Origin of the sequence: Streptomyces glomeratus, assembly GCF_021462825.1 — a bacterium.
Classification (GTDB): Bacteria; Actinomycetota; Actinomycetes; order Streptomycetales; family Streptomycetaceae; genus Streptomyces; species Streptomyces glomeratus.
This window is the reverse complement of the sequence record NZ_JAKEEB010000021.1, coordinates 92,713-119,618: the sequence shown is the minus strand read 5'-3', so window position 1 is coordinate 119,618 and position 26,906 is coordinate 92,713. Positions and strand designations below refer to the sequence as shown.

Here is a 26,906-nt window from a genome sequence, read left to right as displayed (position 1 = left end):
TTAGACGTCGTTTCAGTTGGTGAGTCGGCGGTAGCTGATGAGGGCTGCGGCGATGCCGGCGAAGGCGAGGAAGTGTTCGGCCTTGCGCTCGTAGCGGCGGTGCAGGCGTCGGCAGCCGGCGAGCCAGGACACCGTCCTCTCGACGACCCAGCGGTGACGGCCCAGCCGCTGCGAGGACTCGATGCCTTTGCGGGCGATGCGGTGGCGGATGCCGCGCTTGTGGAGCCATCGGCGCAGATAGTCGTAGTCGTAGCCCTTGTCGGCGTGGAGCTTGGCCGGTCGCCGGCGGCGCGGGCCGCGCCGGGAGCGGATCGGTGGGATTCCCCGGACCAGCGGCTTCAGACCGAGGCTGTCGTGCATGTTGGCGCCGGAGATGCCCAGCGACAGAGGTAGACCGTTCCGGTCCGTGATCAAGTGGATCTTCGATCCGTTCTTGCCGCGGTCGGTCGGATTCGGTCCGGTCAGTGGCCCCCTTTTGCGGCCCTGAGACTGACGGAGTCGATGGCGCACCGCGACCAGTCCAGCTCGCCTCTGGCGCCGAGCTCGTCCAGCAGAACGCGGTGCAGCCGGGCCCAGACCCGGTCCTGGCTCCACTGGGCGAAACGCCGGTAGACCGTCGGCCAGGCCGGCCCGAACACCGGGGGCAACTGCCGCCAGGTGCACCCCGAGGTGGCCACGAAGATGATCGCCGCCAGGCATTCGCGGTCACCCGCCCGCCGTCGGCCGCCGCCCTGCGGACGTATGACCTCCGTCGGCGGAACTACCCGCCGGAACAGCGTCCATAACTCATCCGGCACCAACCGCTCAACCAGATCCGTCATGCACGGCTCAACGAACGATCACGCCAAAGGAAACGACGTCTAAACGGCGATGGCGGGACGACCACGTACGTCACAGGTGCGGATGCTCAGGCTGAGCTGCAAGCTGGTGCCGTAGGCCGCAACTCTCGAAGGAGTGTCATGGAGGCGGTGGCCACACGTGCGATCGCCGGAGCGTCGGCCCGGTGGGGGACGGTGCCACCAGCTGCGGGTGTGATCGCGACTGTCCTGCTCTTGCCAGTGACGTGCGCCGGGCTGATGCATGCGGCTTGTCGGTAGGTGCCGTGACCGAGAACGTGTCGCGCCCTGCGACCGGCGCACGACGGCCCTGTCTGATCGTGAATCCGCGTTCGGGCGGGGGGATAGCAGGCCGGTTCCGGATCGCGGAGAGAGCGCGTGCGTTCGGAGCTCAGGTTCTCGTGATCGATCATTGCCTGCCCGAGGACCTGGCGACTGTCGCACGACGGGCCGTGGATGACGGTGCAGATCTGCTCGGGGTGGCCGGCGGAGACGGCACGCAGGCACTTGTGGCCGAGGTGGCCGCAGCAAGCGGCCTGCCTTTCATGGTCATTCCGGCGGGTACCCGCAACCACTTCGCGATGGATCTCGGCCTGGACCGTGAGGACCCTTCGGCCGCGCTGGAGGCCCTCAGGGACGGCGTCGAGCTGGCGAAGGCGCTGATCGACGCCGTAGGCGAGCAGGGGGCACGCGGACGCCATCTGATGGCGTTCTTCGGCTGCCTCTACTACGCGGCCAACCGCCCTGGGGAGGCGGCCAATCTCAGGGAAGAAGACTTCACCCTGCCCGAAGAGGGCTGGGGAGAAGTGCTGCTGTCCACGAGCACGCCCCGCGTTGGCTCTGGCTGGACCGACACGGGCGAGTCGTTCGACACGCGTGGCCTGAAGCGGGCTCGCAAGGCGACCCGGCCTGTTCCGATTCCCCCCGTCCTCGTGCGCCTGGTCCGCGAGCACATCAAGGAGTTCGGTACCGCTGAAGACGGCCGGCTGTTCCGTGCGGCCCAAGGCGGCGGCCTGCTGTCCAAGGAGTACGGGGAGATTTGGAAGGCTGCTCGACTCGCCGTGCTGACCGAATCTGAAGCGGCTTCCCCCCTGGCTGATGTGCCGTACTCCCTGCGGCACGCGGGCGTCTCACTCTGGCTTGAATCCGGAGTCTCCCCTGCTGAGGTTGCGCGGCGGGCTGGCCACAGCATCGCTGTCCTCTTCCGCTTCTACGCCAAGGCGATTCATCGCAACCAACAGCGCTCGAACGAACAGATCGAGCGGGCCTTGGAGGCTGCCGACGGCGAATAGCGGGCACTCCGACTAGTTAGATGACGCAGAGCCCGCCTCCAACTGGGGAACTTCGTGATCGCTCACAAGAACCGCCCCATCCGGAAAGGGGCCGGCCCTGGTTCAACGCACAGGTGAGCGCCCACCTCTGACCGTGGCTATCTTGCAAAGGCCCTGCCTATGCCTCGGCCCGGCGACGAGATGATCTGTCGCCGGGCCAGAGCGGCAACCGATCGATTACGTGGTGGCCGCGCAGACCAGCGTCAGCGTGCCGACCTCCGGACCCGTCCCCGGGATGGTTCCGGCAACAGTGATGGTCGCGGTGTTGCCAATCACGGAGGTAATACTCACCGCGACAGGCGTGCCATTAACGGTCAGGTTGGCCCCGATCGGAATAGCCCCGGTGGGACACGACCCGGTGAGCACCGGGTTGACGTCCCCTCCAGTCACGGGGATCGTCGAGATCGAAACCGTCAAGCCATGCCCGCACCTGCCTCCCAGCCCGTCACCGGCCACTGCCGTGCGGCAGTTATCGGCACCAGACCGCATCAGGCTCTTGTCGACAGCATGCGTGTCCGTTGCGGCAACCGCAGGACCCGCCATACCCGCCAACGCAAGAACGAGAGAGACCGCGGCACTCCCTACCAGCCGGCTGCTCCGCGGAAGCAGGCTCAGCGACCTCTTCCTTGGGTCAGAACTCATGAAGTTCTCCGATCTGAGAAATCCAAGCGCGCCCCTGCCGGGCTCGGTGCCCGCCCATACCCAGCAGACACCAAACGCTTGATCACAACACTGCCCGACCTCCACAGATCTGCGAATAAACGACGGACCCATATCGCTTCTTTCCACTCTGATGGCGGTGTTTGCGACAGGTCACAGCGGGTTCTGGCACGAGTTCCGTGACGCGGACACGCAAGCCAGAAAGCTAGAAGAGGCCGTCGGCTGCCCGCCTCTGTTGCCATCTGACGGTCAGAGGGTGGGGCCATCTCCAATGTCGGAGTAACACCAGCGGACCTGCACTGCTCGTGGCAGGCCGCCCCTGGCGGTGCTTCTCCAACAGTTGCCGCCAGTGCTCCTGCGGGTACTCTCGCCAACCGCAGCAACGCGACACCAGCTACAGGTCAGCGTCCCGCAGTCTCAAGTTGGTCGCGACCAACTTGGCCTGGTGCCCCTCTCCCACCAGGCCGCCGAGCAGCGAGTCGCCTCGGGCGGGTCAAAGACCCGAGGCGACTCTGGCGATCCGAATGAGGATCGGCGTAGGAAGCGTCGAACATTCAGAACACCGCGCATGAGGCTAACCCCAGAGAGCCACCACCAACGTGTCCGACGCGTTTCTCATAGAGCTGCATGGGATGTGAGCCCCACAACTCACAGGCAGGGCCAGATGGCGCGGATCATGATGAAAACCTCACGACGCGCGCCCACCAGCAAACGGGCAGGAGGGCGCCATTTTCACCACGTACCACGGTGAAGATGGCGCTCTAGCCTATTCATCGCTTGTCTGCGGGCTGTCGTGCGTGATCGAGGACACCGCCTTGCCGTCGCCGCTTGCGGGCAGGCTGACAGGAGCCGCCGACCTCGCACATTTGGACGTGTGATGACTCAGCCCCGTGAGCACGACGCTCCGCCCCATCTGGCATGGGAAACGAACCCCTCCGCGCTGGACTCGAGACTCGCGCGTCTGGAAGAGGAGAATGCTCAGCTGAGGCAGGCAGTGGAGTCGCATGCCGTGGTTGATCAGGCCCTCGGCGTTCTCATGGCCGTGTGGAGGCTGCCGCCTACTGATGGCTGGGACGTGCTGCGAGAAGTGTCCCAGCACCTAAACACGAAGCTCTCCAGCGTCGCCGAGCACGTCATCGGCTGGGCACTCGGGCAACCGATGCCGACGCAGGTGCGGCAGGAGCTACAGGAGCGCGTGAGCCAGCGCAAGGGAGCCTGACGGCAGCACCCGGTGACCACTCAAGGAACGTTCCTACCCGGAGCGGTTCTCCTGCTCTCGCGCCTCCACAGGCACTTGCCTGCATCGTGCTCGTATGGATCTAAGCCGCAGGTCAACGCAGGTATGGCGGTTCATGATTTGGTCCACGCCTGGTCCACGCGCACTGATCCACAACGCGACAAGGCCGACTCACGGTGAGACAGCCTCCACGAAAATGGGGTGCCCCTTCTTAAGGGACACCCCATTTGACCAGCACCGATCAACGTCGCCAACTCCCGCAACAAGCCGTTCCAGCAGGCCATCTCCTACATGACGGGCGGGCATGGCGCGTGGGGCAGTGTCGTCATCGACGACCAGGGCCGCATAGCCCTCAACGCCAAGTACGCGGTCGTCGCCGCGGCGAACCACTTCGACGTCCTCGCGTGGACCTGCCCGTCCCTCACCGGCGAGTACGGCGTGTACGACTGGACCGGCCCCCGGCAGCCAGCTACTGCCCGGTACTCACGCTTGCCGTCGGCGCGGTAGCAGGCAGCGGCGTCTGCCACGGGATCCACGACCACTGGCCGATCGGGCCGGGCTGCGCGTACACGACGCTCGCCTCGGTCTCGACCCTGTTGTGCAGGAGGTTGAACTGGATCTCGTCGCTCAGGCGGACCTTCGTGCCCAGCATGACCGCCGGCGTGTGCGTGATGCCGAGCGCCTTCATCGCCTTGGTTCTCTGGTGGCCAGCGACCAGGGTGCCGTCGGCGTTGAGGATGACCGGCTTGACGATGCCGTGGCGCCCGATGGACTCCTTCAGCCGCTCGAAGGCTTCCTCGGACAGCAGGCGCGGGTTGTAGTCGGCGGGCCGCAGGTCGGCCAGCGGGTACGCCTCGTAGAACGTGGTCGTGGGTGCGGCGGTGCTCATGCGTCCTCGTCCTCCAGGTCCTCGTCGCCCTCGCCGCCGTCCTCTTCCTCGTCGTCCTCGTCGACGTCGCAGGCGGACTGGTCCTTGCCGGGCGCGGGCTCGACGGCGACGGCCGGGGCCTCGGCGGTCTCGGTGTGGGTCTCCTGCAGCAGGTGCCAGCCGAACCCGAGGTCCGAGCGGTTCTCGGTGGTGAACCGCTCGTAGATCTGGTTGAGGGTTTCCGCCTCGGCCGCCGTGATCTGCACGCGCATGTTGGACCACTGCAGGTAGCCCCACTGCAGGTACTCCACCTTGGCCATCGCGCCGGTGCCCTGACCGTCGGAGGGCAGGTCGATCGTCTCGGGCAGGGCCCGGTGGTCGAGCAGCTTGTCCAGGGCGGTCTGGTCGTAGCCGGTGCCATCGAGGTCGGGCAGATCCTCGAGGATGTCGGCCGGCAGCTCGCTGTCGTACCCGGCGAGGTCGGAGGTGCGGTTGTCGACGACGACGATGCGGGCCGCGTCCTCGTCGGTGACGTCGACGAACGTCGCGGCGATCTGGTCCCAGCCGAGCTGCTTGGCGGCGGCCAGGTGTGGTTACCGGCCAGGATCTCGTTGGGGCGGCCGGTGTGGGTGCCGCGGTTGACGACGATGGCCTTGTACTGGCCGTTGACGCGCAGCAATTCGGCGATGGCGTCGACGTCGCCGGTGCGCGGGTTGCGGTAGTACTCGGCCAGGTCGTCGATCGGCACCGCGAGCGGCAGTAGCGACTCGGGGATGCGGGCGGGCGCAGCACTCACAGCAGGAGCCCTTCGTGTAGGAGCGTGCCCCCGCGCCCTACGCTCGCCCAGACTAGAGGATCACGCGCTCAGCAGCTCCAGCTGCGCCTGCGGCTCGGCGTCGGCGGCCGGCTTGTAGGCCGCGCGCAGCAGGTCCCCACTTGGGGCCGACCTGCGACGACGCATCGGGACGGTCTGCCCGGAGCAGTTTTCGGAGGTCACCGAGACTGACGACGAGCCTCCCACGCCAGGTGAGCAGCGCGCTGTGCCTTGTGAACGCTAGCTGCTTCCTCCTGTGAGGCAGGGATCGTCCGCAGGCTGGGACTTCCTTCTGCTGCGCTGGTCCGGATCTCGTCACTCCCGATTCGGGCCCCCTCGTGCGTGGTGCTCTCGGCGACATCAAACACGTGCCAGGTGCCGTGCTCGTTGTTGTCCTCGTCGTCCTCGAACTGCGTTCCCTCCCATTGCCGCCCTTCGAAGTTTCTGACATACCGGCCGATATCGAAACCAAGGTGGTAATAGGTGTCGATCTTGAGCTGGTCGGCGTCCGTTACTGCTTCGCCGGTGCGCCCCCACAGGCGGAGCTTCGCAAGCGCGTCACCACTGGCCGCAGCCTCTTGAAGCTGCTCAAGTGTGGGTTGCTCGCGTTCTGCACGCTTGCGTGCCTCTTCCTTGCCGGCGGGGGTTAGGTAAGGAAACGTAACCGGCAGGCCGAGCTCGGTTTCGATGCGGGTCAGGTGCTCCTTGACCTTGATCGTGATCATCAGGTCGTCGGCTGGCACTCCGTGGTCAAACCACCAACTGAACTGCGGGCCGCGGGCGCCCTTCGTAATGCGATAAGTGACTCCGCGGCCGTCGTCCAAGAGGGGTACGTGGCGGCTGAAGCCCAGCAGCCTGGGCGGGATTGGCGACGGATGCGCCTGTCCCTGACCGCCATCACGCCACGTCCTGGTCTGCTTGAGCGCGATGGCCGGGATGGCGAAGAAGGCAAAGATAGCTGTGATGTAGCCAAAGAATGACGTCTTTGGCACGTAGGGGATCGGAGCGAAGAACAGGACCGCCCACGCAGCCCAAGAGACGGCGAGGACAAGCAGGGTTCGAGCAGCTCTCTTTGCCATGACGTCGTGTCCTTCTCCGAGGTCGAGTCGTGCGACAAAACAGGTCAAGCAGACTGCATCTCCCACGTTCACGGAAGCACCGTTCGGTAACTTCCTGTCGTCGAGCATGAGAGAGCCTGCCATTGTCAGCGACGGCTCAACTGCACCACGAGCCCCATTCAGGGCTCTTCCCAATAGAAGTCCGTGCTTTGTATAGCAGGCTGCGGAGTCGTGGTCTCTGCGGATGATGCCTGCCGCCATCGACGAGCCGGCAGGCGAGGACGACGCGAGCGGGGAGCCCGCCGCGCTCACTATCGTCGACCGCTACTTCCTCGCCCTGACCAACGAGAGGGGCCGGCTGATCTGGATATCCGCAGCACGGCCCAGCGGCACCCACGACAACACCGCCGCCCGCCACGACCACGTCCTGGCCCACCTGCGCACCGCCGGCCTCGGGGCCCTGGCGGACCTCGGCTTCCGCGGCCTGGACAACGACGTACTCGATCCCGTGATCGTCACCGGCTTCCATGCCAACCGCACCCACAAGCTCACCCCCGGCCAGAAGACCGCAAACCGCGTCATCGCCGTCGGCCGCGCACCGGTCGAACACGGCTTCGCCCACCTCAAGAACTGGCGGATCCTCACCAAGCTCCGCACCGAGTCCGCCCGCGCCACCCACCTCCTGCGCGCCCTGCTCGTTCTGACGAACCTCGAAGTCAGCCGCTGACGGACGATCTACTCCGCGGACTGCCGCCGACGAACAGCGTGAGCACCCCCAGAGCCGGTCACACCAGCCCTATGACCTGCGGCTTCAAGTTGGCGGAGGCTCACTGCTGCACATCCATGCGACGGGCGCGGGATGGGACTTGCGCAGAGCATCGCCGTATGGGCTCCGGCGAGCGCTTGGCGAGGTATGGCTCTGTACCCGATGCACGGGCCGGTCATCGTCACCCTAGGTGCTCAGGACGGGGGAGTGGCCGCCCTGGACGCCAGCCTGGCCCAGCACGCTGCACGTGGTGGCGCAGACCGTACGGGAGACACTGGGGAGTGGCGCACCAGGCCGCCCGCGTCCAGCGAGGCGGCCGTGAGCGACCTGTTCGCCTACGCAGCCCGCGACGTCGCCCACAGCCGATAGCGGCGCGCTGCGCACCTGCGTATCCAGCTGCTACAAGGCCTTGCGCACTGCCGTGCCCGGGCCGTTGAGGAGCTCGCTGATGAGCTGAGTAGTCTCCAGCTCCAGCGAGCAGTCCAAGTCCCGGTTGACCTGTTGCACGCGGGTGATCGCGGTGTGGAGCCCGGAGCGGTTCCCGCGCGCAGCCTCAAGACGCATCCAATCCCGACAGAGGAGCTCGGCCGTGGGGTCGACGTCGAGACCGGTCGCGACGGCCTGGCGGGCGGCGCTGAGGTCGTGGTGGGGGCCTGCGGGGATGCGTAACTGGCCACGGTGTGCGCGACGTCGATGATCCGCGTGATCATTTCCTGCTGGTAGGGCTCGGCCCAGGGCAGCGGCCGGCCGCCGAACGGCTTGCCCCGCACCAGGGTTAGCGCTTTCTCCAAGTCGGTCAGGGCGGACGGGCCTAGCGGCAGTGCGCGTTCGTCTACGTGCCGCGCCGCAAGGCTCTTCGCTGGGCGGTCATGACAGGGGTCGGCCTCCAACCCACAGGAGACCGTCGTCACCCACGACACCCGGCTTCGAGAAGGGTGCCGCCCGGTCCCGCGTGATATGTCGCTATTCGGGCAAGGCCGAATCAGGTCGAGGAGTGACGTCTACAAGCCGAAAAGTGGGCGCAGCGCCTTGCGCGGATCCAGAGTCCGTCGGGGGCCCAACGAAGGGGAGCAGTACCTCATGATCGCGAGAAAGCGCCGTTTACGGGGCTTCGCCGCCGCCTGCGCGCTGGCGGCGATGGCGCTGTCATCGATGCCTGCCGCTGTCGCACAGAGCGCACCGGGAACCGACAGCCGATTAGTGCAGACGTCCGCAACGGGTGCCGACACATCGGAAGTGGTCACACCCGTCTCAAGCCTTGACGCGGCCAAGAAGGAGAGCCGGTTGCGGCAGCGGCCGGACGGCGATGCCGCCAAGGTGGCCCCCAGCCCGGCGGCCAGGAAGCTGCCGGCAGTGGACTTTGCCACCGCTGAACGGCGGAACCGGCAGACCGCGATGGAGTACCACCAGACCAGCGACGGGGGAGCCGTCAGTCCTCAGGCGGCCCCGCCGCCCATCGGTGACACACCGGACCCGAAGCTGCTGCAGGAATGCTTCAAGGCCGACGGCGCTACGAGCGACTTCGGCCGGGTGCACAACCGCTTCACCTACTGCAACGAGCGCCACGCCCGAGTGAACTTCTACTGGAAGGTGCGGGGGCAAAAGATCTGGCGCGGCACCAACACGTTCACCTACCAGATCTTCGCCCAGGGCGATGAGACTTCGCGCCGTATTCGGGTGTTCTCCCGCGTCAAGGCAGGCACCATGAGGTACGACTGGGCGTTCCCATGGGACCAATGGACCACTGGCCCCGATACGCGGTTGAACCTCATGGCGAACTGCCCGGACAGCTTCACCATGTGCCATGCAGCCCCCAGTTCGGTCAGCATGCCGTTCATCGCCTGGGACCACAACACCAAGTGGTTCAACTGGGATGTCTTCGGCCACAAGGGCGCAGGCCTCGGCCGGGACAAGATCACGCTGAGCCGATTCCAGATGGATTTCTGGCCTGACTGGAGCAACCCTGCGGAGGTCGACGCCGGTGCGAGCACTCCCCGCTGGATGCGCTGTGACTCCGCCAACTACTTCCGGCGCGGCTCCAAGAAGCTGCCAGAGGCGTGTGTCTTCAATGAGGTGACGCCCCGCTTGACCTACCGGACGGACGCGGGATCCGACCACCGGTCTGTGGCATTCCACATCTACACCGCGCAGTACCACCCCAACCAGACCTACCCCCTGTTGGTGCCTCCCGGGGTGCCTCAGCCGCGGGACAAGCGCATCCCCGGCCGGTACGACCCCGGCCACCCCAATGCGCCGGGCCTGCATCGGATCACCGAGAAGCTGGAGCCGGGCCAGTACAAAGCCAACCGCGACCACAAGGACGGAGCCTGCTACGGCAAGGGCCCGTACCGCGATGAGTATGCGGACACCGGCCTGCCCGCTGACGAGCGGCCCCAACCGCCTGCCTACCAGTGCGACGAGTACCCGTTTGCCTCGACACTGGAAGGCGCGGGCAATCCCTACTGGGACTTCTCTGTCAAAGCCGTCCCCCGGCAGGAGAATGGGGCCGCCGGCATCTTGCTGAAGGGCTACTACGTCGACGACCGGATCCTGGTCTGGGACTCCTCGCTACCCAACCCTGAGGCCAACAACGACCGCTTCTTCGTCCACATCAGCTAGCCCGGCAGCCTCTCGGGGCCCCTGCGCAACCGTCGGGCCCCGAGAGCCGGACCATCAACCGCCGTATGGCATCACTCACCTGGGAGGATCGTGGATGCAAGCCCCCTTCGACCTCACTGAGGCCTTCGGGGAGGCATGGTGCGTGACCATGACCAGCCTGCCGGTGGAGGAGACACTGCACCACATGGGGGTGCCCGTAGTCACGGAGCTGCCAGATGGACTGCGCCAGGTATCCCAGCGACTCGCAGACGCCGCGTCCTCCCGTGACCGCGCGGCCCTGCTGCTGGCCAAGCCAGCGAGCGGAACAACCATGGTGCTGGAGTTGGAGGGCCTGCGCGGATGGATCGGCAGTGACGCCGACGTTCTTGCTGCCCTGTCCGCACCGGACGGCATCGCCTGCTCCATCATGAGTGATCCCAACCAGAGCGAGGCGATGGTCGCCCGTGCCGGCCGGGTCCAGGCCGGCTTGGACACCTTGACCGGTCGCCCATGGGGCACTCTCGGCGACGATCTCATCCGAAGTCTCGGCCACCTCGGCTTCCGCGCTGCACCGGGCGATGACGCCTTTGCCGTACCCGACCAGTGGAACTCCTCGCAATGCGCCGCCTTGGTACTTCAGGCAACCACTGGGGTGCGCCTGACCACACAACACTGCAGCGATCCCTGGGTCGGCGGTCTGTCCCGCCGGCCCGATCTTGGGTAGGTATGGACCGCCGAGCAGAGCCGCTGACGCGTGATCCAGGTCCCGGCCCTCCGGCGCCATCCATGGCCGGCATTCTGCCCAACCCTCTTGCCGGATACCGCGGGGACCGACGAAAGAAGATGGACGGGGCTTCAAAGGGCCCGTTGCATTCCTGGCCCTTCGCCGTGGAGCAGCTCGTTGATGAGCTGCTCGGTCTGGGCTGGGGGTCGCGGCGGATCGCCGAGCGGCTGGGAAGGCCGGTGACGACGGTGCGGGGCTGGCTGCGGTGCTGGTCCCGCCGGGTGGGCCGGACCGCGGCGGTGTTCACCGCGTGGATGGTCGCGTTGGCCGACGACCCTGCCCAGGTGCTGCCGGCGCCGGCGGGGTCAGCGGTCGCCGACGCGGTCTGCGCGGTGACGGGGTTCGCCTTCGCGGCCAGGGCGAGGTCGGGGATGTTGAGGGTGCCTACCTGGTTGCTGGTTTCGGCGGCCTGCCACGGGCGGCTGCTGGCGCCGGGCTGGCCGCCGGCCTGACCACGAAGACGATCAACACGAGCTCACCCTGACGGAAGCGTGGGGCCGGTTCCATCCTGGCGGTTGGCATGTCCGCAACCGTCCTGGGAGGGCTTCGGATGGCGTTGGTCGATGAGGAGGAGCGACGGCGGGCCGAACGGGCCCATCAGGTCGTGGGCAGGCTCCGTTGGAGCGCTGGCTCACCGGGGCACCGTCCCCCACGCCGACACCGGACGCACTGCGGGATGCCTTCCGCTGGTCAGAGCGGCGGAAGGTCGCCAAGACCGCCACGGTCTCGCTGCAGTCCAACACCTACAACGTCGATGCGTCGCTGGTCGGGCGGCAGGTTGAGCTGGTCTTCGACCCCTTCGACCTGACCGACATCGACGTCCGATCCGGCGGCCGCTCGTTCGGCAAGGCGATCCCGTACCAGATCACCCGCCACGCGCACCCCAAAGCGAAGCCCGAGACCCCCGCCGCGGCCCCGCCCGCTCCGACCGGGATCGACTACCTGCGGCTGATCGACACCGAGCGCACGAAGGAGCTCGGCCGGCGGATCAACTACGAGGTCTTCCTGCCGGGCCAGGACCAGCCGACCCCGGCCATCGACCTGAGCGAGGAAAGCTCGTGACCAGCGGTAATCAGGTCCACGAGGGCTTGTCACACGAGCCGGTCACGCGGACGCCTGGGCGCCTGGCTCTGGGGCCGCCTGGAAATCGACGAAGAAGGTGCCGGGGTTGCCGGGCACGACACGGCAACTGAAGTGGCGCCCGAGCAGCGAACCGACCTCGGTCTTGAGGTTCTGCGAGAGAACGGCGGCCGAAGTCACGTACTTGTTCGTCGGGTCGTCGACGGCATGGGCGTCGACGAGCGCTCCGCGGATCCCGGTCACCACGTATTCGACTCGTCGACCGCCGCTGAGGTCGGGCTCTTCGCCCTCGTGGTCGCAGTTCACTACGTGGGCGAGCACGTCACCCAGGCCGGTCTTCGGATGGTCGCTCATGAGCGCACACGCTACTTGGCTGCCACCACGGCCGCACAGAGCCTGCGGCTCTCGGCCTGCCCGCTTCTCCTGCCGGGCCGAGAAGGCCGCCGCTGAACGGGACTGCGCAGTCGCCTACTTGGAGAGGATAGACGGACATTGATAGACAAACTGGCCGCGCACTGGGGCTTCACGCGCATGCTTCGGCAAGGACCTGGCGCCCGCGATGCTGCACCGGCACTCTGCCCATGCGCAGGCCGTCGCCCGGATCACCTGGTGCATCGGCGAACGCGCCCTCGGGGTGATCACCGGCGAGGTCGGCGCGGACCGGGCAGCGAGGTGATCGCTGCGCGCGTGTCCGTCATCCTGGAGCACCCGGCCGGGCGCGTGCCGGGTTGCGTGTCGGGTGGGGTGGGTCACGTACGCGGGCGGCGCCGTCGCAGCAGGCGCCGTCGTCGTCCGGGAGCGCGGAAGACCGCATAGAGCCCGGCGGCAAAGGAGAAGGTGAACAGTCCACCGGCTGTCGCGGCGATGATGTGCGCGGGGGCACCGGCCGAGGCCAGGACCGAACCGGCCGCTGTCATGGCCAGGACCGCGATCACCCCGACGGCCAGCAGCGGAATGCTGCGGGCGGTGGGTGACTCGGCGGAAGTCACCAGCCGTACTTCGGCCTTGAGGTGCCGGACGTCGATGACGACGGAGGCTGTCTCCTTGTCGAACAGGACGCCGCGGCCCTCGTCGGGCTGTTCGTTTGTCAGATCGGTTGTGCGGGTGGCTGAGCTGTTGGCGTGGGTCATTGCGCTTGCCATCCATCGCGGTGTCGATGCTGGATGAGCCGTGGCCGTCGTTCGTGCACGGTCTCGGCGGAGCGACTGCAACCACCCTTAGTGATCTTGAGTCGACTCTACGCAACAAACTAGCACCGCGATAAGAGAATTGACCAGATTATGCATGCCGATAAGACGCTCAATGCATGCTGTTTGTATGCCCACTTGGGGTGTGGGATGGCTGCCGCTGCACGTGAGGCCGGTGTGGGCTCGTCATGTCGCCGCCCCGGGTGCCGCTCTCCTGTCGTGACCTCAGGGCGAAGCTGCGGGTAGGCCGGTTGCCCTGCTGGGTAAAGGCGTTGCCACAGGCAACAGTCAAGATGCCCGGCTGCCCGAGATGCCGGACGGCCGGACGGTCGGCCTGTCAGGGCGGGAGAGTGGGGCGCGGGTGTCTGTCCTGGGTGGCCGGCCCTCTCGATGCGATCACCCCCCGGGGCGGCGGCCCCGGGCTGTGCGCGCGGATATTCACGCGGCTCACGGAGCCTCAGGAAGGCGTCTGACGACCGCCCTTCCGTTCACGCGCCGCCGCAGCGGAACGCCGCCCGCCGAGGGCGCGAGTTCAATACTGCACGCGAGAGAGCAGTGCAACAAGCAGCAGTTAGATGGTTTTTGGCTTGACGTCACGGGGGATAAGGAGTGTACTGGTCCGGCATCACCACACTGGCACAGGTGGGGAGCTACGGGGGCGCGGGCCCATGGGCGATCATTGGCGTTCGCTCGTGGGTACCGATTGCACGACCCGAGGGAGGGAAGGCAACCGCGGTATGGGCCGGGGTGGGCCTTCTTCGGCGTGTCGATCGCCCGACGTGTGCATGCAGTGTGGTCCGTCACCGCCCGACGGGGGTCGGCGGTGCGACGATTGAGGAAGCGTAGAAGATGACTGCGAGCACAGCATCCAGCCGACGAGAGACCACCACCGCCGAACGCGTCACGGTCAACCTCAGCGCCCGGTCATCCGCGGCTCTGGAAACCGCCGCCGGACTATCAGGCGACACCAAGACGGACACGATCAACCGTGCAATCCAGGTCTACGCATACCTGGAGGAGATCGCCAGTCGCGGCGGAGAACTCTTCGTCCGGGAGCCCGACGAGCAGTCCCCGGTCCGGCTCCGGTTCTTCTGACACCCGTCGGCCCGTTCCAACCGCCCGGCGCGTTCAGCCGACCTGTGTGAGGGAGGGACACGATGCCCCAGGACGACCAGCGGGTCCTTTGTCCCTCGGCGCAGGCCGCGCACCAACTTCCGGCAGAGGACCCTGAACGTCACGGCGCCGAACAGCTCGAACTGCTCCGCCAGGGCTTGAACCGCCTGTCTGCGACGATGATCACCGTCGGAGTCCTCGGGTACAGCTCTGCCGGCAAGGCCACGCTGCTTGCCGGGCTGTTCAGTTCGCCGCCCCGACCGGCAGCGTGCCTGCCGGCGGGCGGGCGGATGCGCGCCGCGGACATGCCGGGGCTGTCAGCTGCCGCTCCCGATCGGCCGATGGGCGAGGGGGAGCGCAGTGCACAGTCAAGGCAAGGCACACCGAGGTGCCCAGCACGGTTGCCGTCCAGATCGCGTGGGTGCTGGGGGTTGACCGCCGGCGTGGAGCGAAGGCGGGCGGCGGGTCAGCGGGCGTCCCCCGCAGTGACCTGGCAAGCCGGGCCGTGGCCCAGGAATGCACCCGCGGGCGGTGGGCCGTCTGCGCAGCAACCGCGCTTACGTTCGGTGCAAGCCCATGACACAGAGTGGGACGAGGGCCGAGGGGCCGCCCGGCACCCCCTTGATCAGGGTGCTCGGGATCTGCGCGCGTTCCGGCGCTGCCGCTGGACCACGTGCGCACGCTGGGCCTGGCTCCCCGGACCCTGACGGGCTCTGCACGCCGGTGCGGCGTAACGTCGTCCTTGTGGGCTTCACTGCGGACAGTCTTGTCTCCCGTGCCGCGCGTGAGGTCAGCCTGCGAGCAGACCAGCTGATCCATGATGTGGAGCGGTCCTTGCAGCGCGGAGTTCCTGAGGTCTGGGAAGACCCGGACATCGCCCGTATGACGGCGAAGAACGTTGCCGAGCACGTTCTTGCGGCCTTGGCCGGCCTGGCGGATGGCATCGAACCGGGCCGGATCGAAACGCCGGCTGCCGACGCTGACCGCACGGGTCGGCTAGCCCGCCACGGAACGCCCCTCAGCGTGATACTGCGGGCCTTCCGGCTCTGGCAGGGTGTCGTCGTCGACCGGCTACTCGAAGAGATGCCCCGGCTGACCGGCGACGCCGATCTGATCAGCGTAGCCGCGCGTAAACTGATCGTGACGATGGCCGGTTACGTCGACCGCATGTCGGAGCAGGGCGTGGCGGTCTACCAGAGGGAGCGGGACCGGCGACTGCAGTGGCGGCTGTCGATGGTGAACGAGGCGGGCATGCGCATCGGCACCACGCTGGACATCGCCCGCACCGCGCAGGAACTGGCGGACCTCGCCACCGAGCGCTTCGCCGACCTCGTCACCGTCGACCTGCTTGACTCCGTGCTGCACGGAAACGACACACCGGTGGACGGCCCTGTCACGCTCCGGCGGGTCGCCCAGCGGTCGGTGGTGGAGGGCGACCCGGCATCGGCGATCCGGCCGCAGCCGCTCCACACCAGCCCGCAGGGTTCGCCGCCGGCTCGTGCCCTGATCACCGGTCAGCCCTCCCGGCACATCGGCCCGGCAGCGCCCCGTGATGTCGCCGGTGGTGACCAACTGGCCCACTCGACGCTGGTGGTGCCGCTGCGGGCCCGGGACTCCACGCTGGGCGTTGCGCAGTTCATCCGGCACCACAACCCCGACCTCTTTGACGACGAGGACCTGCTCCTTGCCCAGGAGATCGCCGCCCGGGCGGCGGTGGCCGTCGATAACGCCCGCCGTTACAGCATGCGCGTGCCACCGCCCTCACCCTGCAGCGCAGCCTGCTCCCTCAGCACACCGCGGAGCAGTCGGCCGTGGAGATCGCCTACCGCTACCTGCCCGCGGGGGCCCAAGGCGGGGTAGGCGGCGACTGGTACGACGTCATCCCGCTGTCCGGGGCCCGTGTCGCCCTGGTGGTGGGTGACGTGGTCGGACGCGGCATCCATGCCGCCGCCACCATGGGACGGCTGCGGACCGCCGTCCGCACCCTGGCCGACATCGACCTGCCGCCCGACGAACTCCTCACCCACCTGGACGACGTCGTCATCCGTCTGTCCGCCGAAGCCTCCGCAGGCCCGGCCATCGAAGCGGCCGGGGACATCGGCGCTACCTGTCTGTACGCCGTCTACGACCCCGTCTCCCGCCAGTGCGCCCTCGCCCGCGCGGGGCACGTGCCGCCCGCCGTGGTGAGCCGGGACGGAACCGCCGACCTCCTCGACCTGCCCCCCGGCCCGCCGCTGGGCCTGGGCGGCCTGCCGTTCGAGGCGGCGGAGTTCGACCTGCCCGAAGGCAGCCTCCTGGCCCTCTACACCGATGGCCTGATCGAAGCCCGCGACCACGACATCGACGCGGGTATCGCCCTGCTCCGCCAAGCCCTCGCCCAACCCGCTCCCTCCCTGCAAGCCACGTGCGACACCGTGCTCGATGCTTTGCTACCCGCTGATCGACCGCACGACGATGTCGCCCTGCTCCTGGCCCGCACCCACGCCCTTGGAGCTTGCCAAGTCGCCAGCTGGGACGTGGACGCCGACCCCGTCGCCGTGGCCCAGGCCCGATCGGATGTCGCCCAACAGCTGAGCAGGTGGGGTCTGGAGGAGCTCGAGTTCACCACCGAACTGACGGTCAGCGAACTGGTCACCAACGCCATACGCTACGGCCGCCCTCCCATAGGGCTGCGCCTGATCCACGACCGTGCCCTCGTGTGCGAGGTCTCCGATACAAGCAGCACCACGCCTCACCTGCGCCGGGCCCGCACCTTCGACGAGGGAGGACGGGGCCTGCTCCTGGTCGCCCAACTCGCCGAGCGCTGGGGAACACGCCACGCCCGGCAAGGCAAGACGGTCTGGGCCGAGCTGAACGAGAAGCCGTCCGCCGGATTCCCGACATGGGACTCCCTATAAATTCAGGACGATCCCGGCTGCCAGGTGCAGCCGTCCGTCAGAGCGGCCACCGATCGGGTGACGGCCGGCGGCTCACACGACACCCTCGCCCAGATCGCCGCCGGTGTGGAGCCGTGTCCCCCAGGGATAACGAAGCTCCCGGGCGGTTGAGCACACGGCCAGACGCCGGCTCGCGGGCGTCACCCTGCGGGCCTCGGTCAGCAGGTGTGCTCGAGCAGAGCCTGAGCCAGCATGTCACGGCTGAGGAACCACTCAACTGTCCAACTCCGGTCGAGAGGGTAAAAGGTGGCACGGACGGCATAAGGATCATCCGCCTCATATTGGAGTGCTACACGCATCGATACCGACAGGTCGTGCGACACGACAAGCCGCGCGGGCAGTTCGTGTGCCACGGTTCTGACCGATTTCACTGTCCCTCGCTCTCCTGTTCCCGCTCGCTCGGCACTGCGATCGCTTCCCGCGCCCGAGGTATGGGACATGGCGGCACGCGGCGCAGCCAAAGGCATCGGAAGAAGTGTTTTCTGCGTGTGTCCCGTTCCGTCGGGAAGCGATCTCATCGGCCCGGTCCTGATGTCGGCCTGGCGAGCGGTCGTCCGACGTCGTAAGGACGCAGCCTCCGGTCGCGTCCTTACGACGCGTCAAGCCGGCCGCTACGGCCTGCAGCCCCTACCAGCGCTGACCAGCACGAGTTGGTCCAGGTACCAGCAGCCGACACCGGCGTCGTGCCACGACGTCACCTCGACCCACCGGTGCCCGTTCCAGACGTACAGGTGGTGACCGACCCATCGCTTTTCCCACCTGCGGTGGTGGTGCCGGCCATGGTGGTGACCTCGGCGGTCGTCGTCCGTGTGCCAGCCACGGTGCGCGTCCCGGTCGTCGTCCCGTTTCCCCTGGCCGCTTGCGTGTCCGTCGTTGCGGTAGTCGTCACGTCCGTCGCCGGTCCCGAAGGCGGCGATCGAGGACTGCGTGTGATCCACGGGCCCCGCAGCCGTCGCCGCTGACGCCGAGCCGCCGGCACCGAGAAGGGCTCCGCCCGCCATCGCCACAGAAGCGAGAGCGATCGGGACGCGCCTGATCCAGCTGTTCATAGCCATCTCCTTGTGATGTACCGCGATTCCGCCGACCAGGCGGCCGCAGCCATGTCCGTGATCTGCGATCCGGAAATTCCGGATCAGCTGGGCGCCGAGGGACGGGGGTATCCGGAGGGGACCCTCATGTTTGGCTCTGCCGGAGCACTCTTGGGTGCTTGCGGCGTCTTGGCCGCCCCTCAGTGGTTGATGCATCAACCATCTCAGGATTTAGTTGATGCGTCAAAGGGCCTGGTCGAGGTGTTGCGGCAAGCCGGGGTGAGGAAATGCCGTCGCCGCGAGCCTGCTCGCCGTCACAGCAATGAGGCGGCGGGAAGGGGCTCGGTCACAGGCCCGTCGACTGTCGGTGAGCAGGTCGTAGCCGTCGGCAATGAACTGCAGGTCGGCGAAGCCGGTGCATCTTCGGTGTGCATCGGGGGAGTGGCTCGCCGGGACCGTCGACGATCAACTAGTAGTTGACTGGTTAACAAGCTGGGGTATGGTCGTGCTGTCGCCCTGATCGGGGCGGCAGTCTCTGGCTTCCTCATTTCACAGGAGATGCATCATGTCTGGTATTACCAGCAGGCGTTCGGTTCTGGCGGCGTCGGCCGCAGGTGCGGCTGCCGTGGTCGCTGGAACGGGCACCGCGAACGCCGCGGGCGCGGGTGCCGGCTCGGCGGGGGCGAGCCCGGCCGGTGCGAGCGGGCGTCGGCACTGGGATCCGATCAGCGCCAAGAACTCGGTCTTCGTGCTCGTGGACCATCAGCCTTCCCTTCTGGCCGGTGTGAACAGTCACCCCACGACGACTGTGGTCAACAACGTGACGGGCCTGGCCAAGGCAGCCAAGGTGTTCGGTGTCCCCACCGTGCTGACCAGCGTCCTGTCCGAGCGGGGCGGCAAGCTGATCCCCCAGATCCGCGACGTCTTCCCCGGCCAGGAGGTGCACGATCGCACCACGCTCAACGCCTGGGAGGACGCCAACGTCGTCAAGGCGATTCGCAAGACCGGCGCCAAGAAGATCGTGATCGCCGCGCTGTGGACCGAGATCTGCCTGACCTACCCTGCCCTGGCCGCGCTGGACGAGGGGTACGAGGTCTACGCCGTCACCGACGCCTCGGGCGGCACCAGCGTCGAGGCCCACGACATGGCCGTGCGGCGCATGGCCGATGAGGGTGTCGTTCCCATCACCTGGAATGCCGTGATGGGCGAACTGCAGCGCGACTGGTCGCACACCGCCACCATCCCGGGCGTGGCGAAGATCAACAAGGAGCACTTCGGAGCCTTCGGCGCCATCCTCGACCTCGAAGAGCAGCTCCTCAGCCACCACTGATGCCCCCAGCCCCGCCCACGGCGATCTGATGTCGGGGGAGCGCGCCCACCAGGGCCTCGCTCATAGGAACGAGGCCGACCAGCCGGCCGCCTGGCCGTCTGCGAGCAGCTGGGGCTCTGCGTCCAGGAAGTACGTGAGTTTCCCTACCCCTCTCGCTGGTCAATGGCCGGATCGCTCGAGCGAGTGTCGTCGTTCTTCCCGTCGGTGTTCCGACGGGAAGAACGACGGCCAACGCCCCGTCTTGGTGGCTCGATCACATCCGGGCAACAGGCCATGGGGCCACTCTCGTGCTCTGCACGGCCGATCCGTAGCGGGCTGCCGCTGGGCCGTGCAAGCGGCCGTGCATCACCGCCCGCCCGGGCGCGGCGTAACCCTCACCAGCCCACACTGGAGCCGTACATGTTCTTCGACATCGGCCCGCTCGAAATTGTGACACTGCTCGTGCTGGCCGTGATTCTGCTCGGGCCCGAGAAACTCCCCACGACGGTGTCGACTGTCGCGAGAAACATGCGCAGGCTGCGCGAGTTCTTGCAGAGCACTCAGGCCGACATCCGGGCCGAACTCCCCCCTGAAATGCAGGGCATGGCCTTGGATGATCTGAATCCGAAGTCGCTCGTCCGCAAGCACCTGCTGAGCGCCGAGGACCTGAACCTGTCCGAGCCGGCCTCCGGCTCCGGCCCGGAAAGGGAATTGCTCGGCAATCCGGCGGCGAACACCTCGCAGTCTCCAAAGAGGTCTGTCGGATCCGGCCCGGTCCCGGCGGCTGTTGACGACCACCACGAGCAGCAGCAGTCAACGCAGCGGACCGCGACGAACCACTGACGGCCTCGCGTGCACTGTCTGCCACGGTCAGTTCACGCCGTCGTGCCCAAGCGCGTCCATGCGGCGCCTCCGCCCGGCCCATCTGGGCCCACTGACCCAACTACGCGTACCCAAGGCAGGCTTCACATCCGCCTGCGGCCAGATCACCTGTACCGGAGCGCCGCTCCTGTACGTCAGTCCTCCAGAAGGGAACCACCCATGTTCGGCAGGCTCGGAGCACCGGAGCTCCTCGTCATTCTCGCTGTCGTCCTCCTCCTCTTCGGCGCCAAGCGTCTTCCCGAGATGGCCCGCTCCTTCGGGCAGTCGCTGCGGATCCTCAAGAGTGAGACCAAGGCCATGAGGCAGGACGACGCGGGCGACTCCCACACCGACGCGCAGGCCACCACCCCCGCCGTCCAGCACGCGCACGACGACCGCTCCACGGTTTTGCAAGCGTCCGAGGCAGACAACGCTCACCAGCGTTGACGCGCCACCACCACCGACACGGACATGTGCGGCAGATGCCGCACTCGAAGGCACCGGGACTGCCCATGCCCAAACACGCCTCGCACGACCCTGCGCGGATGCCCCTGGGAGAGCACCTGCGCGAGCTGCGGAACCGCCTCGTCAAGGCCGTTGGAGCAATCCTGCTCGCCACGATCGTCGCAGCCCTCTTCTACAAACAGCTGATTGCATTCCTCATCGATCCCCTACCCGGTTGCGTTCCGGGCCGGCCGACCGGCACCGCCGAGGCGGCACACTGCGGCCTGATCTCCGTCAACGGCCTCCTCTCGCCCTTCACCCTCGCACTGAAGGTGTCGGTCACCGCGGGAGTCGTCGCGGCGAGCCCGGTGTGGCTCTACCAGCTGTGGGCTTTCGTCGTACCAGGCCTGTACCGCAAGGAAAGGAAGTACTCCCTGGCCCTCCTCGGGGCAGGTGTTCCCTTGTTCTTGTGCGGCGCCGCGATGGCCTACTGGCTCCTGCCGACCACGGCGCGGGTGCTGATCTCCTTCACCCCCGAAAAAGCGACCAACCTCCTGCCCATTGACGGCTACCTCAACCTGGCCACCCGCATGGTCGTCGTCTTCGGCCTGTCCTTCGAACTGCCGTTCCTGCTTGTGCTGCTGAACCTCGGTGGGGTGATCACTGCGCGTCAGATGATCGGCTGGTGGCGCGGGATGTTCATGGGCATCGCCGTCTTCGCCGCGGTCGCCACCCCCAGCACGGACCCCCTGAGCATGCTGCTACTCGCCGTACCCATCGGCCTGTTGTACCTGGTTGCGTGCGCGATCGCCTGGTGCAACGACCGCCGCCGAGGGCGCACCCGCGTCGGCGGGACGGGCGGAAGCCCGCGGGACGTGGAGGCATGCCCCCTGGACCTGACTGCGGCCCCCATCGAGCCGCCGAGCAGCATCGCCGCTCCCCGCCCATGACAAACCCCATTCGATCCGCATCGCTCCACGAAGAAGGATCAGGCCATCACGGACACGGACGCCGACGCCGGTGTGGCCCTTGGGACGGCGGCTGACAAGCAGCAATCCGGCGTTGGGCAGGTGGCAGAGGTGGGCGTCTTGTGGGCGCTGCGCGCCAACCGTTCGTGGACAGTGGCTGGTTGTTCGGATCAGACCGTCCTGGGGTTCTGGCCGTAGCGGCAGCGCCGGCGTGTGGTGAGCTGAAGCGACGAGGAACGGGCCCGGCATCGGTCGCCTGTTCGCTGACCCGCTACAGGCTGCACGCCGCCCGCTGAGGCGCTGACGTCCCACCTCACCCACCAAGCCCTTCCCGGCAGGCCGATCTGGCACGGGGCCGGTGCCGGTGCGCGGCCGACTCCAAGCTCACATATCTCCTCTGCGCATGACGAAAACAGGGATTTCTATGTCATCCCCTTCCGTGGAACACTCCGTACAGTTCGCTCCCACTGCGCCGACCTCGCCTCCCGATCGCAGCTTCACGCCGTGGCTGGCGCTGATCGCCGTGGTGTTGGGGCAGTTCATGGTCGGCCTCGACGGCAGCGTCGTGTCCAGCGTCAATCCGGAGATCGGGCGGGACCTCAACGCGTCCAACGCCGGCCTGCAGTGGGTGACGAACGCGTATCTGCTGGCTGTGGCCGCCACCCTGATCCTGGGCGGCAAGCTGGGTGACCGCTTTGGCCGACGCGTCATCTACATCACGGGCGTCGCCGGATTCATCGCCGCCTCGATCGCCATCGGCCTGTCCCGGACGATCGATGAGGTCATCTTCTTCCGCGTCGTCCAGGGATTCTTCGGCGCCCTGATCATGCCCAACACGCTGGGGCTGCTGTGGGACGTGTTCCCTCGGAACAAGCTCGGCGTGGCGGTCGGTGTGTGGGCCATGGTCTCCTCCGCGTCGGTCCCGCTCGGTCCGGTCCTCGGCGGGTTGCTCGTCGAGAACGCCACCTGGCAGTCGGTCTTCTGGATCAACGGACTCATCGGTGCGTTCGCCCTGGTGGCGAGCGTGCTGGCGCTGCCGCGGAGCAAGAACCCTGATCGGGGGCAGCGCTTCGACGTCCCTGGTGTCCTCCTGCTCGCGCTCGGCCTGGTCGTCCTGGTGTTCGGAGTCGTCAACGGGGCGACCTGGGGCTGGGGCGCGGGCGGGACCGTGGGCTGCATCGCGGGAGGCCTGGCCGTCCTGCTGTTCTTCGGCTGGTACGAGACACGCGTGAGTCATCCGCTGGTGCCGATGCGGCTGCTGCGCAGCCCGACGCTGACCAGCGGAACACTCGTGACCGCCATCAACGTCTTCGTCCTGCTGGGGACCCTCTTCCTCGTCATGCTGTACCTGCAGAACGTTCGCGGCTACACCCCGCTCGAGGCGGGCTGGCGCATGATGCCACTCAGCGTGGCCTCGATCGGCGCTTCCCCTCTGGGGGCGACTGTGACCGAGCGCTTCGGTGCCCGACTGACCCTGCCCCTGGGCATGCTGCTCGAAGCCGGTGCATCCTTCGGGCTGCTCGGACTGGACGTCGACTCCTCGTACGCCGCCATGTGGCCGTCCTTCACGGCGCTCGGACTCGGCGTCGGCATGGTCACTGCGTCCGGCGGCGCCGTCGTCGGCAGCGTGCCGGTCAAGGACGCGGGTGTGGCCGGCGGAGTGCTGACCACTGCGCTGCAGATGGGCGGCGCGCTGGGAGGCTCCGTGCTCGTCTCGCTCATCGGCAGCCGGGTCGGCTCCGGCCTGGCCGGCGAACTGACGTCGGCCGGGGTGCCGGGGCCGGTGGCATCAGGCCTGGCCGGGGCCAAGGACTCGGTGGCCCTGGGGGTGTGGCCCCTCTCTCCGCACATGACCGCACAGGTGAAGGCCGCAGTGATCGAGGGCAGTGGTCACGCGTTCATGAACGGGGTGCACACTGCAGCTTCGGTCGCCGGGGTGCTGTGCGTCGTGGGGGCCGTCGTTGCGGTCATCGGCGTGCGGCCCAACGCTTCCGCAGCCACGAGCGGCTGAGTGCAGCCGTCATCGGCCGGCGGCCCAGGGCGTTTCAGGCTGCCGAGGCGCCGTCGTCCACGGGGAGGGCGGTGCCAGGGCTTTGGCTCCGGGTGTTGTCGGAGCCAGGCGGTGAAGTCCTTGCCGGTGCGGTCCGGCAGCACGCCCACGCAACGGCCGGTCTCGATGCCGGTGAGCACGGTGCCGTAGACGTGGCCGCGTCTGAAGGTGAAGCCGTCCATGTCCAGCAGTCGCGGGCTGGTCTGCGGCGCATTGGTCGGCAGGGCCCGTATGCGGCGGAGCAAGGTGTTCGGACCGGCCTGGCGGTGCAGCAGGCCGGTGAGGCGGGCTCCGGGGCGCCCGGCAAGAAAAATCGGCGCGATGATCTCCAGCATCATTCGCACGTCGGCACGGCACCCGCTTCGGCCTGGCTGAGGAGTCGCTGCGCGCTGTGCTGACTGGCCCGCCCATGCAAGACGTTGCCACGGGCATCGCCTCCGGGCGGTACACCTCACGGAATCAACGCAGGACACGCCGTTGCCCTCATCTTCGCGTGCGCGTCCAGGACGCTGTCCGGAACCGCCGGCAGCTGGCCAGCCGACTCCGGGTGCGGGCCGTCTTCCCCGGGAGGCCGGGGCGTCCTGGAGCTGGTCTGGTCCCCGCCACTTCGCGACTCAAGGGATGGATGACAGGTCAACTATCGGATTACGCTGGTGCCATGAACAGCATGCCGCAATGGCTCAGTCAGCAGGAATATGCCGCCTGGCGCGAGTTCATCCGCATGGAGGAGAAACTGGTCGGTCGGCTGTCGCGCCTCATGCAGGCGGAGTCCAGCCTGTCGGGCGCCGACTATGCGGTGCTCGTCGAGCTCACCGATGCGCCCGAAGGCCGACTCCGCTTTATGGATCTGGTCAAGGCCGTCGAGTGGGAGAAGAGCCGGATGTCCCATCAGGTCAGGCGCATGACGAAGCGCGGGCTGGTGGCCCGGGAGGAGTGTGTCGACGACGGGCGCGGTGCGTTCGTGGTCATCACCCCGACGGGACGCGAAGCCATCGCGGAGGCCGCCCCTCGTCACGTCGAGGCCGTACGCCGCCTCTTTGTCGAAGCCCTCACCCCGGAAGAACTGGATTCGGTCGCTCACGTCTCGAGGCGCATCCTCGAACACCTGGAGAAGGTGCCCGACTGAACAGGGGGCGCCGAGATGTCAGGATGCGGGGCATCCCCCTGAGCGAGTGCTGTCTCTGACATGACAGCAGGTGCCCCCCTTTCTTGTGGTGCAACCAACAGGGAATGAGCACGGAATGCGCTGCTCAGGGATGCGTTCGAGGATATAGTTGACCCATCAACAAGGAGTTGAGTGTGATGCAGTTCGGGATCTTCACCGTCGGGGACGTGACCACCGACCCCAACCACGGGCCGGACACCGACCGAGCATGAACGGATCAAGGCGATGGTCACCATCGCGCAGAAGGCCGAAGAGGTGGGGCTGGACGTCTTCGCGACGGGTGAGCACCACAACCGGCCCTTCGTGCCGTCGTCTCCGACCACGATGCTGGGCTGGATCGCCGCGCGCACCGACCGGATCATCCTGTCGACCGCCACCACGCTGATCACCACCAACGACCCGGTGAAGATCGCCGAGGACTACGCGATGCTCCAGCACCTGGCCGACGGCCGGGTGGACCTGATGATGGGCCGCGGCAACACCGGCCCGGTCTACCCCTGGTTCGGCAAGGACATCCGCCAGGGCATCAACCTCGCCATCGAGAACTATGCCCTGCTGCGCCGGCTGTGGCGCGAGGACATCGTCGACTGGGAGGGCAAGTTCCGTACGCCGCTGCAGGGCTTCACCTCGACCCCCCGCCCGCTGGACGGCGTAGCGCCGTTCGTCTGGCACGGCTCCATCCGCTCCCCGGAGATCGCCGAGCAGGCGGCCTACTACGGCGACGGCTTCTTCGCCAACAACATCTTCTGGCCGAAGGAGCACTTCCAGCGCCTGATCAGCCTGTACCGGGAGCGATACGCGCACTACGGCCACGGCACCGCGGAGCAAGCCATCGTCGGCCTCGGCGGACATGTCTTCATGCGGCCCAATTCCCAGGACGCCATACGCGAGTTCCGCCCGTACTTCGACCACTCCCCGCAGATGGGCAGAGGCCCATCCCTGGAGCAGTACATGGAGGAGACCCCCCTGACGGTCGGCTCCCCACAGCAGGTCATCGAGAAGACGCTCACCTTCCGCGAGCACTTCGGCGACTACCAGCGCCAGCTTTTCAATGTGGACGGCGTCGGGGTACCGCTGAAAACCGTGCTGGAGCAGATCGACATGCTCGGCGAAGAGGTCGTGCTCGTGCCGGGGGTGGGCTCGCCGGGCGGCGGTGGCTGTCCGTCTCGGTCAGATGTTCTCGGGCAGCAGTCCGAAGGACTGGTAGAGGCGGACGTAGTCGACGGTGTCCCAGTGCTCGGCAGCGACGCCGTCCTCGATGCGCAGGAAGTTCGCGGAGGCGAAGTCGACGGCGGCGCCGCTGACGGTGATGGTGCCGTCCCAGACGCTGATCGAGGCGACGCGGTCGTTCTCGGACACGACGTGGGTCTGGATCGCGAGCCCGTCGGGCATCGCTCCGCTGCCGATTGCCCAGGCGTTGCCGAAGTAGTGGCGGCCGTTCGGGGTCCAGCCGGTGTTCTGGATGTAGTCCTCGTCCAGTGCGTCGACGTCCTCGGCGATGCCAGTGGTGATGGCACCGTCGTACAGGCGCCGTCCTACCGCTCGTGACTCCTCGCGCGTGGCGGGGCGGCCCTTGCGGAGTGCGCCGAACTCGGTTCCCGGCTTCTCGACGAAGATGCCTTCGGGGGAGTCCGGCACGCCGAGCAGTTGCTGGAACTGCGCGGCCACGCCAGGCAGTACTATGTATGTGTATTTTTTGGTTGATGTGTCAACCGCGCTGGTGGGCCGCGCTTCCGTAAGGGCCAAGACTGGCTGGCGAGACCGAACCGTTGAGGGGGCGCCGACGCGCCCGACCTAGCCGTCGTCGCGGCAT

At 67.4% G+C, this 26,906-nt stretch carries 26 protein-coding genes and 3 pseudogenes; 18 read left to right on the top strand and 11 right to left on the bottom strand.

The annotated features are described in order from the left end of the window. Positions 1-12 precede the first annotated feature (12 nt). A protein-coding gene (locus tag LZ604_RS23260; RefSeq protein WP_372482185.1) for an IS5 family transposase occupies positions 13-821 on the bottom strand; the annotation gives its coding sequence in 2 pieces (ribosomal slippage) (positions 13-471 and positions 474-821; 807 coding nt in all). 305 nt (positions 822-1,126) lie between these two features. Between LZ604_RS23260 and LZ604_RS23250 the strand changes: the two are divergent. Next, positions 1,127-2,128: pseudogene (locus LZ604_RS23250) on the top strand (diacylglycerol kinase family protein); the annotation flags it as partial. 216 nt (positions 2,129-2,344) lie between these two features. On the opposite strand, the gene LZ604_RS23245 reads toward LZ604_RS23250, so the two are convergent. Beyond that, entirely contained in the window at positions 2,345-2,584 is a 240-nt protein-coding gene (locus tag LZ604_RS23245; protein WP_234517373.1) for a hypothetical protein, read from the bottom strand. 1,252 nt (positions 2,585-3,836) lie between these two features. Between LZ604_RS23245 and LZ604_RS36335 the strand changes: the two genes are divergently transcribed. Both LZ604_RS36335 and LZ604_RS23235 read left to right on the top strand, forming a co-directional pair. Then, positions 3,837-4,046 carry an ANTAR domain-containing protein gene (locus tag LZ604_RS36335; RefSeq protein ID WP_234517372.1) on the top strand — a complete coding sequence of 70 codons (210 nt, stop codon included), beginning with the start codon at positions 3,837-3,839 and terminating at the stop codon, positions 4,044-4,046. Positions 4,047-4,355: 309 nt separating this feature from the next. Continuing rightward, the gene (locus LZ604_RS23235; RefSeq protein ID WP_234517371.1) at positions 4,356-4,571 is read left to right on the top strand and encodes a hypothetical protein; all 216 of its coding nucleotides are present in this window, start codon (positions 4,356-4,358) and stop codon (positions 4,569-4,571) included. On the opposite strand, the gene LZ604_RS23230 is transcribed toward LZ604_RS23235, so the two are convergent. Beyond that, positions 4,534-4,953 carry a ParB N-terminal domain-containing protein gene (locus LZ604_RS23230; protein ID WP_234517370.1) on the bottom strand — a complete coding sequence of 140 codons (420 nt, stop codon included), beginning with the start codon at positions 4,951-4,953 and terminating at the stop codon, positions 4,534-4,536. The genes LZ604_RS23235 and LZ604_RS23230 overlap by 38 nt on opposite strands. Beyond that, entirely contained in the window at positions 4,950-5,252 is a 303-nt protein-coding gene (locus tag LZ604_RS23225; protein ID WP_234517369.1) for a hypothetical protein, read from the bottom strand. The genes LZ604_RS23230 and LZ604_RS23225 overlap by 4 nt, the downstream gene beginning before the upstream one ends. A gap of 54 nt (positions 5,253-5,306) precedes the next feature. Between LZ604_RS23225 and LZ604_RS23220 the strand changes: the two genes are divergently transcribed. Next, positions 5,307-5,654 (top strand): hypothetical protein, encoded by a 348-nt coding sequence (locus LZ604_RS23220; protein WP_234517368.1) that lies wholly within the window; start codon positions 5,307-5,309, stop codon positions 5,652-5,654. 271 nt (positions 5,655-5,925) lie between these two features. Here the strand turns inward: LZ604_RS23220 and LZ604_RS23215 are convergent, their stop codons facing one another. Next, the gene (locus tag LZ604_RS23215; RefSeq protein ID WP_234517367.1) at positions 5,926-6,825 is read right to left on the bottom strand and encodes a hypothetical protein; all 900 of its coding nucleotides are present in this window, start codon (positions 6,823-6,825) and stop codon (positions 5,926-5,928) included. Between the two features lie 223 nt (positions 6,826-7,048). Between LZ604_RS23215 and LZ604_RS23210 the strand changes: the two genes are divergently transcribed. Beyond that, entirely contained in the window at positions 7,049-7,531 is a 483-nt protein-coding gene (locus LZ604_RS23210; RefSeq protein WP_234517366.1) for a transposase family protein, read from the top strand. A gap of 438 nt (positions 7,532-7,969) precedes the next feature. Here the strand turns inward: LZ604_RS23210 and LZ604_RS36330 are convergent, their stop codons facing one another. After that, positions 7,970-8,134 (bottom strand): hypothetical protein, encoded by a 165-nt coding sequence (locus LZ604_RS36330; protein WP_372482183.1) that lies wholly within the window; start codon positions 8,132-8,134, stop codon positions 7,970-7,972. A 516-nt stretch (positions 8,135-8,650) separates the two neighbouring features. Here LZ604_RS36330 and LZ604_RS23200 point away from each other — a divergent pair. The 4 genes from LZ604_RS23200 to LZ604_RS23185 all read left to right on the top strand — a co-directional run bounded on the left by LZ604_RS23200 (position 8,651) and on the right by LZ604_RS23185 (position 12,014). Next, the gene (locus LZ604_RS23200; protein WP_234517365.1) at positions 8,651-10,189 is read left to right on the top strand and encodes a NucA/NucB deoxyribonuclease domain-containing protein; all 1,539 of its coding nucleotides are present in this window, start codon (positions 8,651-8,653) and stop codon (positions 10,187-10,189) included. A gap of 142 nt (positions 10,190-10,331) precedes the next feature. After that, positions 10,332-10,892 (top strand): hypothetical protein, encoded by a 561-nt coding sequence (locus tag LZ604_RS23195; RefSeq protein WP_234517364.1) that lies wholly within the window; start codon positions 10,332-10,334, stop codon positions 10,890-10,892. Between the two features lie 143 nt (positions 10,893-11,035). Then, positions 11,036-11,404: a hypothetical protein gene (locus LZ604_RS23190; RefSeq protein ID WP_234517363.1), complete on the top strand. Its 369-nt coding sequence runs from the start codon at positions 11,036-11,038 to the stop codon at positions 11,402-11,404. A 166-nt stretch (positions 11,405-11,570) separates the two neighbouring features. Then, positions 11,571-12,014: a Mu transposase C-terminal domain-containing protein gene (locus LZ604_RS23185; RefSeq protein WP_234517362.1), complete on the top strand. Its 444-nt coding sequence runs from the start codon at positions 11,571-11,573 to the stop codon at positions 12,012-12,014. A 42-nt stretch (positions 12,015-12,056) separates the two neighbouring features. Here LZ604_RS23185 and LZ604_RS23180 read toward each other — a convergent pair whose 3' ends face one another. Both LZ604_RS23180 and LZ604_RS23175 read right to left on the bottom strand, forming a co-directional pair. Beyond that, positions 12,057-12,386, bottom strand: a complete 330-nt coding sequence (locus LZ604_RS23180; protein WP_234517361.1) for a hypothetical protein — start codon at positions 12,384-12,386, stop codon at positions 12,057-12,059. 395 nt (positions 12,387-12,781) lie between these two features. Continuing rightward, positions 12,782-13,174 carry a hypothetical protein gene (locus LZ604_RS23175; protein ID WP_234517360.1) on the bottom strand — a complete coding sequence of 131 codons (393 nt, stop codon included), beginning with the start codon at positions 13,172-13,174 and terminating at the stop codon, positions 12,782-12,784. An 894-nt stretch (positions 13,175-14,068) separates the two neighbouring features. Between LZ604_RS23175 and LZ604_RS23170 the strand changes: the two genes are divergently transcribed. Together LZ604_RS23170 and LZ604_RS23165 are read left to right on the top strand one after the other, a co-directional pair. Next, positions 14,069-14,314: a hypothetical protein gene (locus tag LZ604_RS23170; protein ID WP_234517359.1), complete on the top strand. Its 246-nt coding sequence runs from the start codon at positions 14,069-14,071 to the stop codon at positions 14,312-14,314. Between the two features lie 762 nt (positions 14,315-15,076). Next, positions 15,077-17,229: pseudogene (locus LZ604_RS23165) on the top strand (ATP-binding SpoIIE family protein phosphatase). 197 nt (positions 17,230-17,426) lie between these two features. Here LZ604_RS23165 and LZ604_RS36325 read toward each other — a convergent pair. Further along, positions 17,427-17,567 (bottom strand): SsgA family sporulation/cell division regulator, encoded by a 141-nt coding sequence (locus tag LZ604_RS36325; protein ID WP_372482187.1) that lies wholly within the window; start codon positions 17,565-17,567, stop codon positions 17,427-17,429. A 312-nt stretch (positions 17,568-17,879) separates the two neighbouring features. After that, on the bottom strand, positions 17,880-18,317 hold the full coding sequence (locus LZ604_RS23160; RefSeq protein WP_234517358.1) for a hypothetical protein: 438 nt from the start codon (positions 18,315-18,317) through the stop codon (positions 17,880-17,882). A 544-nt stretch (positions 18,318-18,861) separates the two neighbouring features. Here LZ604_RS23160 and LZ604_RS23155 point away from each other — a divergent pair. The 7 genes and pseudogenes from LZ604_RS23155 to LZ604_RS23125 all read left to right on the top strand — a co-directional run. After that, a complete protein-coding gene (locus LZ604_RS23155) occupies positions 18,862-19,626 on the top strand; it encodes a hydrolase (protein WP_234517357.1) in 765 nt (254 codons plus the stop codon). A gap of 399 nt (positions 19,627-20,025) precedes the next feature. Next, positions 20,026-20,448: a Sec-independent protein translocase subunit TatB gene (locus LZ604_RS23150; RefSeq protein ID WP_234517356.1), complete on the top strand. Its 423-nt coding sequence runs from the start codon at positions 20,026-20,028 to the stop codon at positions 20,446-20,448. 198 nt (positions 20,449-20,646) lie between these two features. Further along, positions 20,647-20,913, top strand: a complete 267-nt coding sequence (gene tatA / locus LZ604_RS23145) for a Sec-independent protein translocase subunit TatA (RefSeq protein ID WP_234517355.1) — start codon at positions 20,647-20,649, stop codon at positions 20,911-20,913. A gap of 98 nt (positions 20,914-21,011) precedes the next feature. Next, entirely contained in the window at positions 21,012-21,860 is an 849-nt protein-coding gene (gene tatC / locus LZ604_RS23140) for a twin-arginine translocase subunit TatC (protein WP_234517354.1), read from the top strand. A 442-nt stretch (positions 21,861-22,302) separates the two neighbouring features. Then, entirely contained in the window at positions 22,303-23,889 is a 1,587-nt protein-coding gene (locus LZ604_RS23135; RefSeq protein WP_234517353.1) for an MFS transporter, read from the top strand. Positions 23,890-24,586: 697 nt separating this feature from the next. Further along, positions 24,587-25,054, top strand: coding sequence for a MarR family winged helix-turn-helix transcriptional regulator (locus tag LZ604_RS23130; RefSeq protein WP_234517352.1), 468 nt, complete (start codon positions 24,587-24,589; stop codon positions 25,052-25,054). A 176-nt stretch (positions 25,055-25,230) separates the two neighbouring features. Continuing rightward, positions 25,231-26,221 (top strand): annotated as a pseudogene (locus LZ604_RS23125) (LLM class flavin-dependent oxidoreductase); the annotation flags it as partial. A 42-nt stretch (positions 26,222-26,263) separates the two neighbouring features. On the opposite strand, the gene LZ604_RS36320 reads toward LZ604_RS23125, so the two are convergent. Next, positions 26,264-26,731, bottom strand: a complete 468-nt coding sequence (locus LZ604_RS36320; protein WP_372482186.1) for an ester cyclase — start codon at positions 26,729-26,731, stop codon at positions 26,264-26,266. Positions 26,732-26,906: the final 175 nt, after the last annotated feature.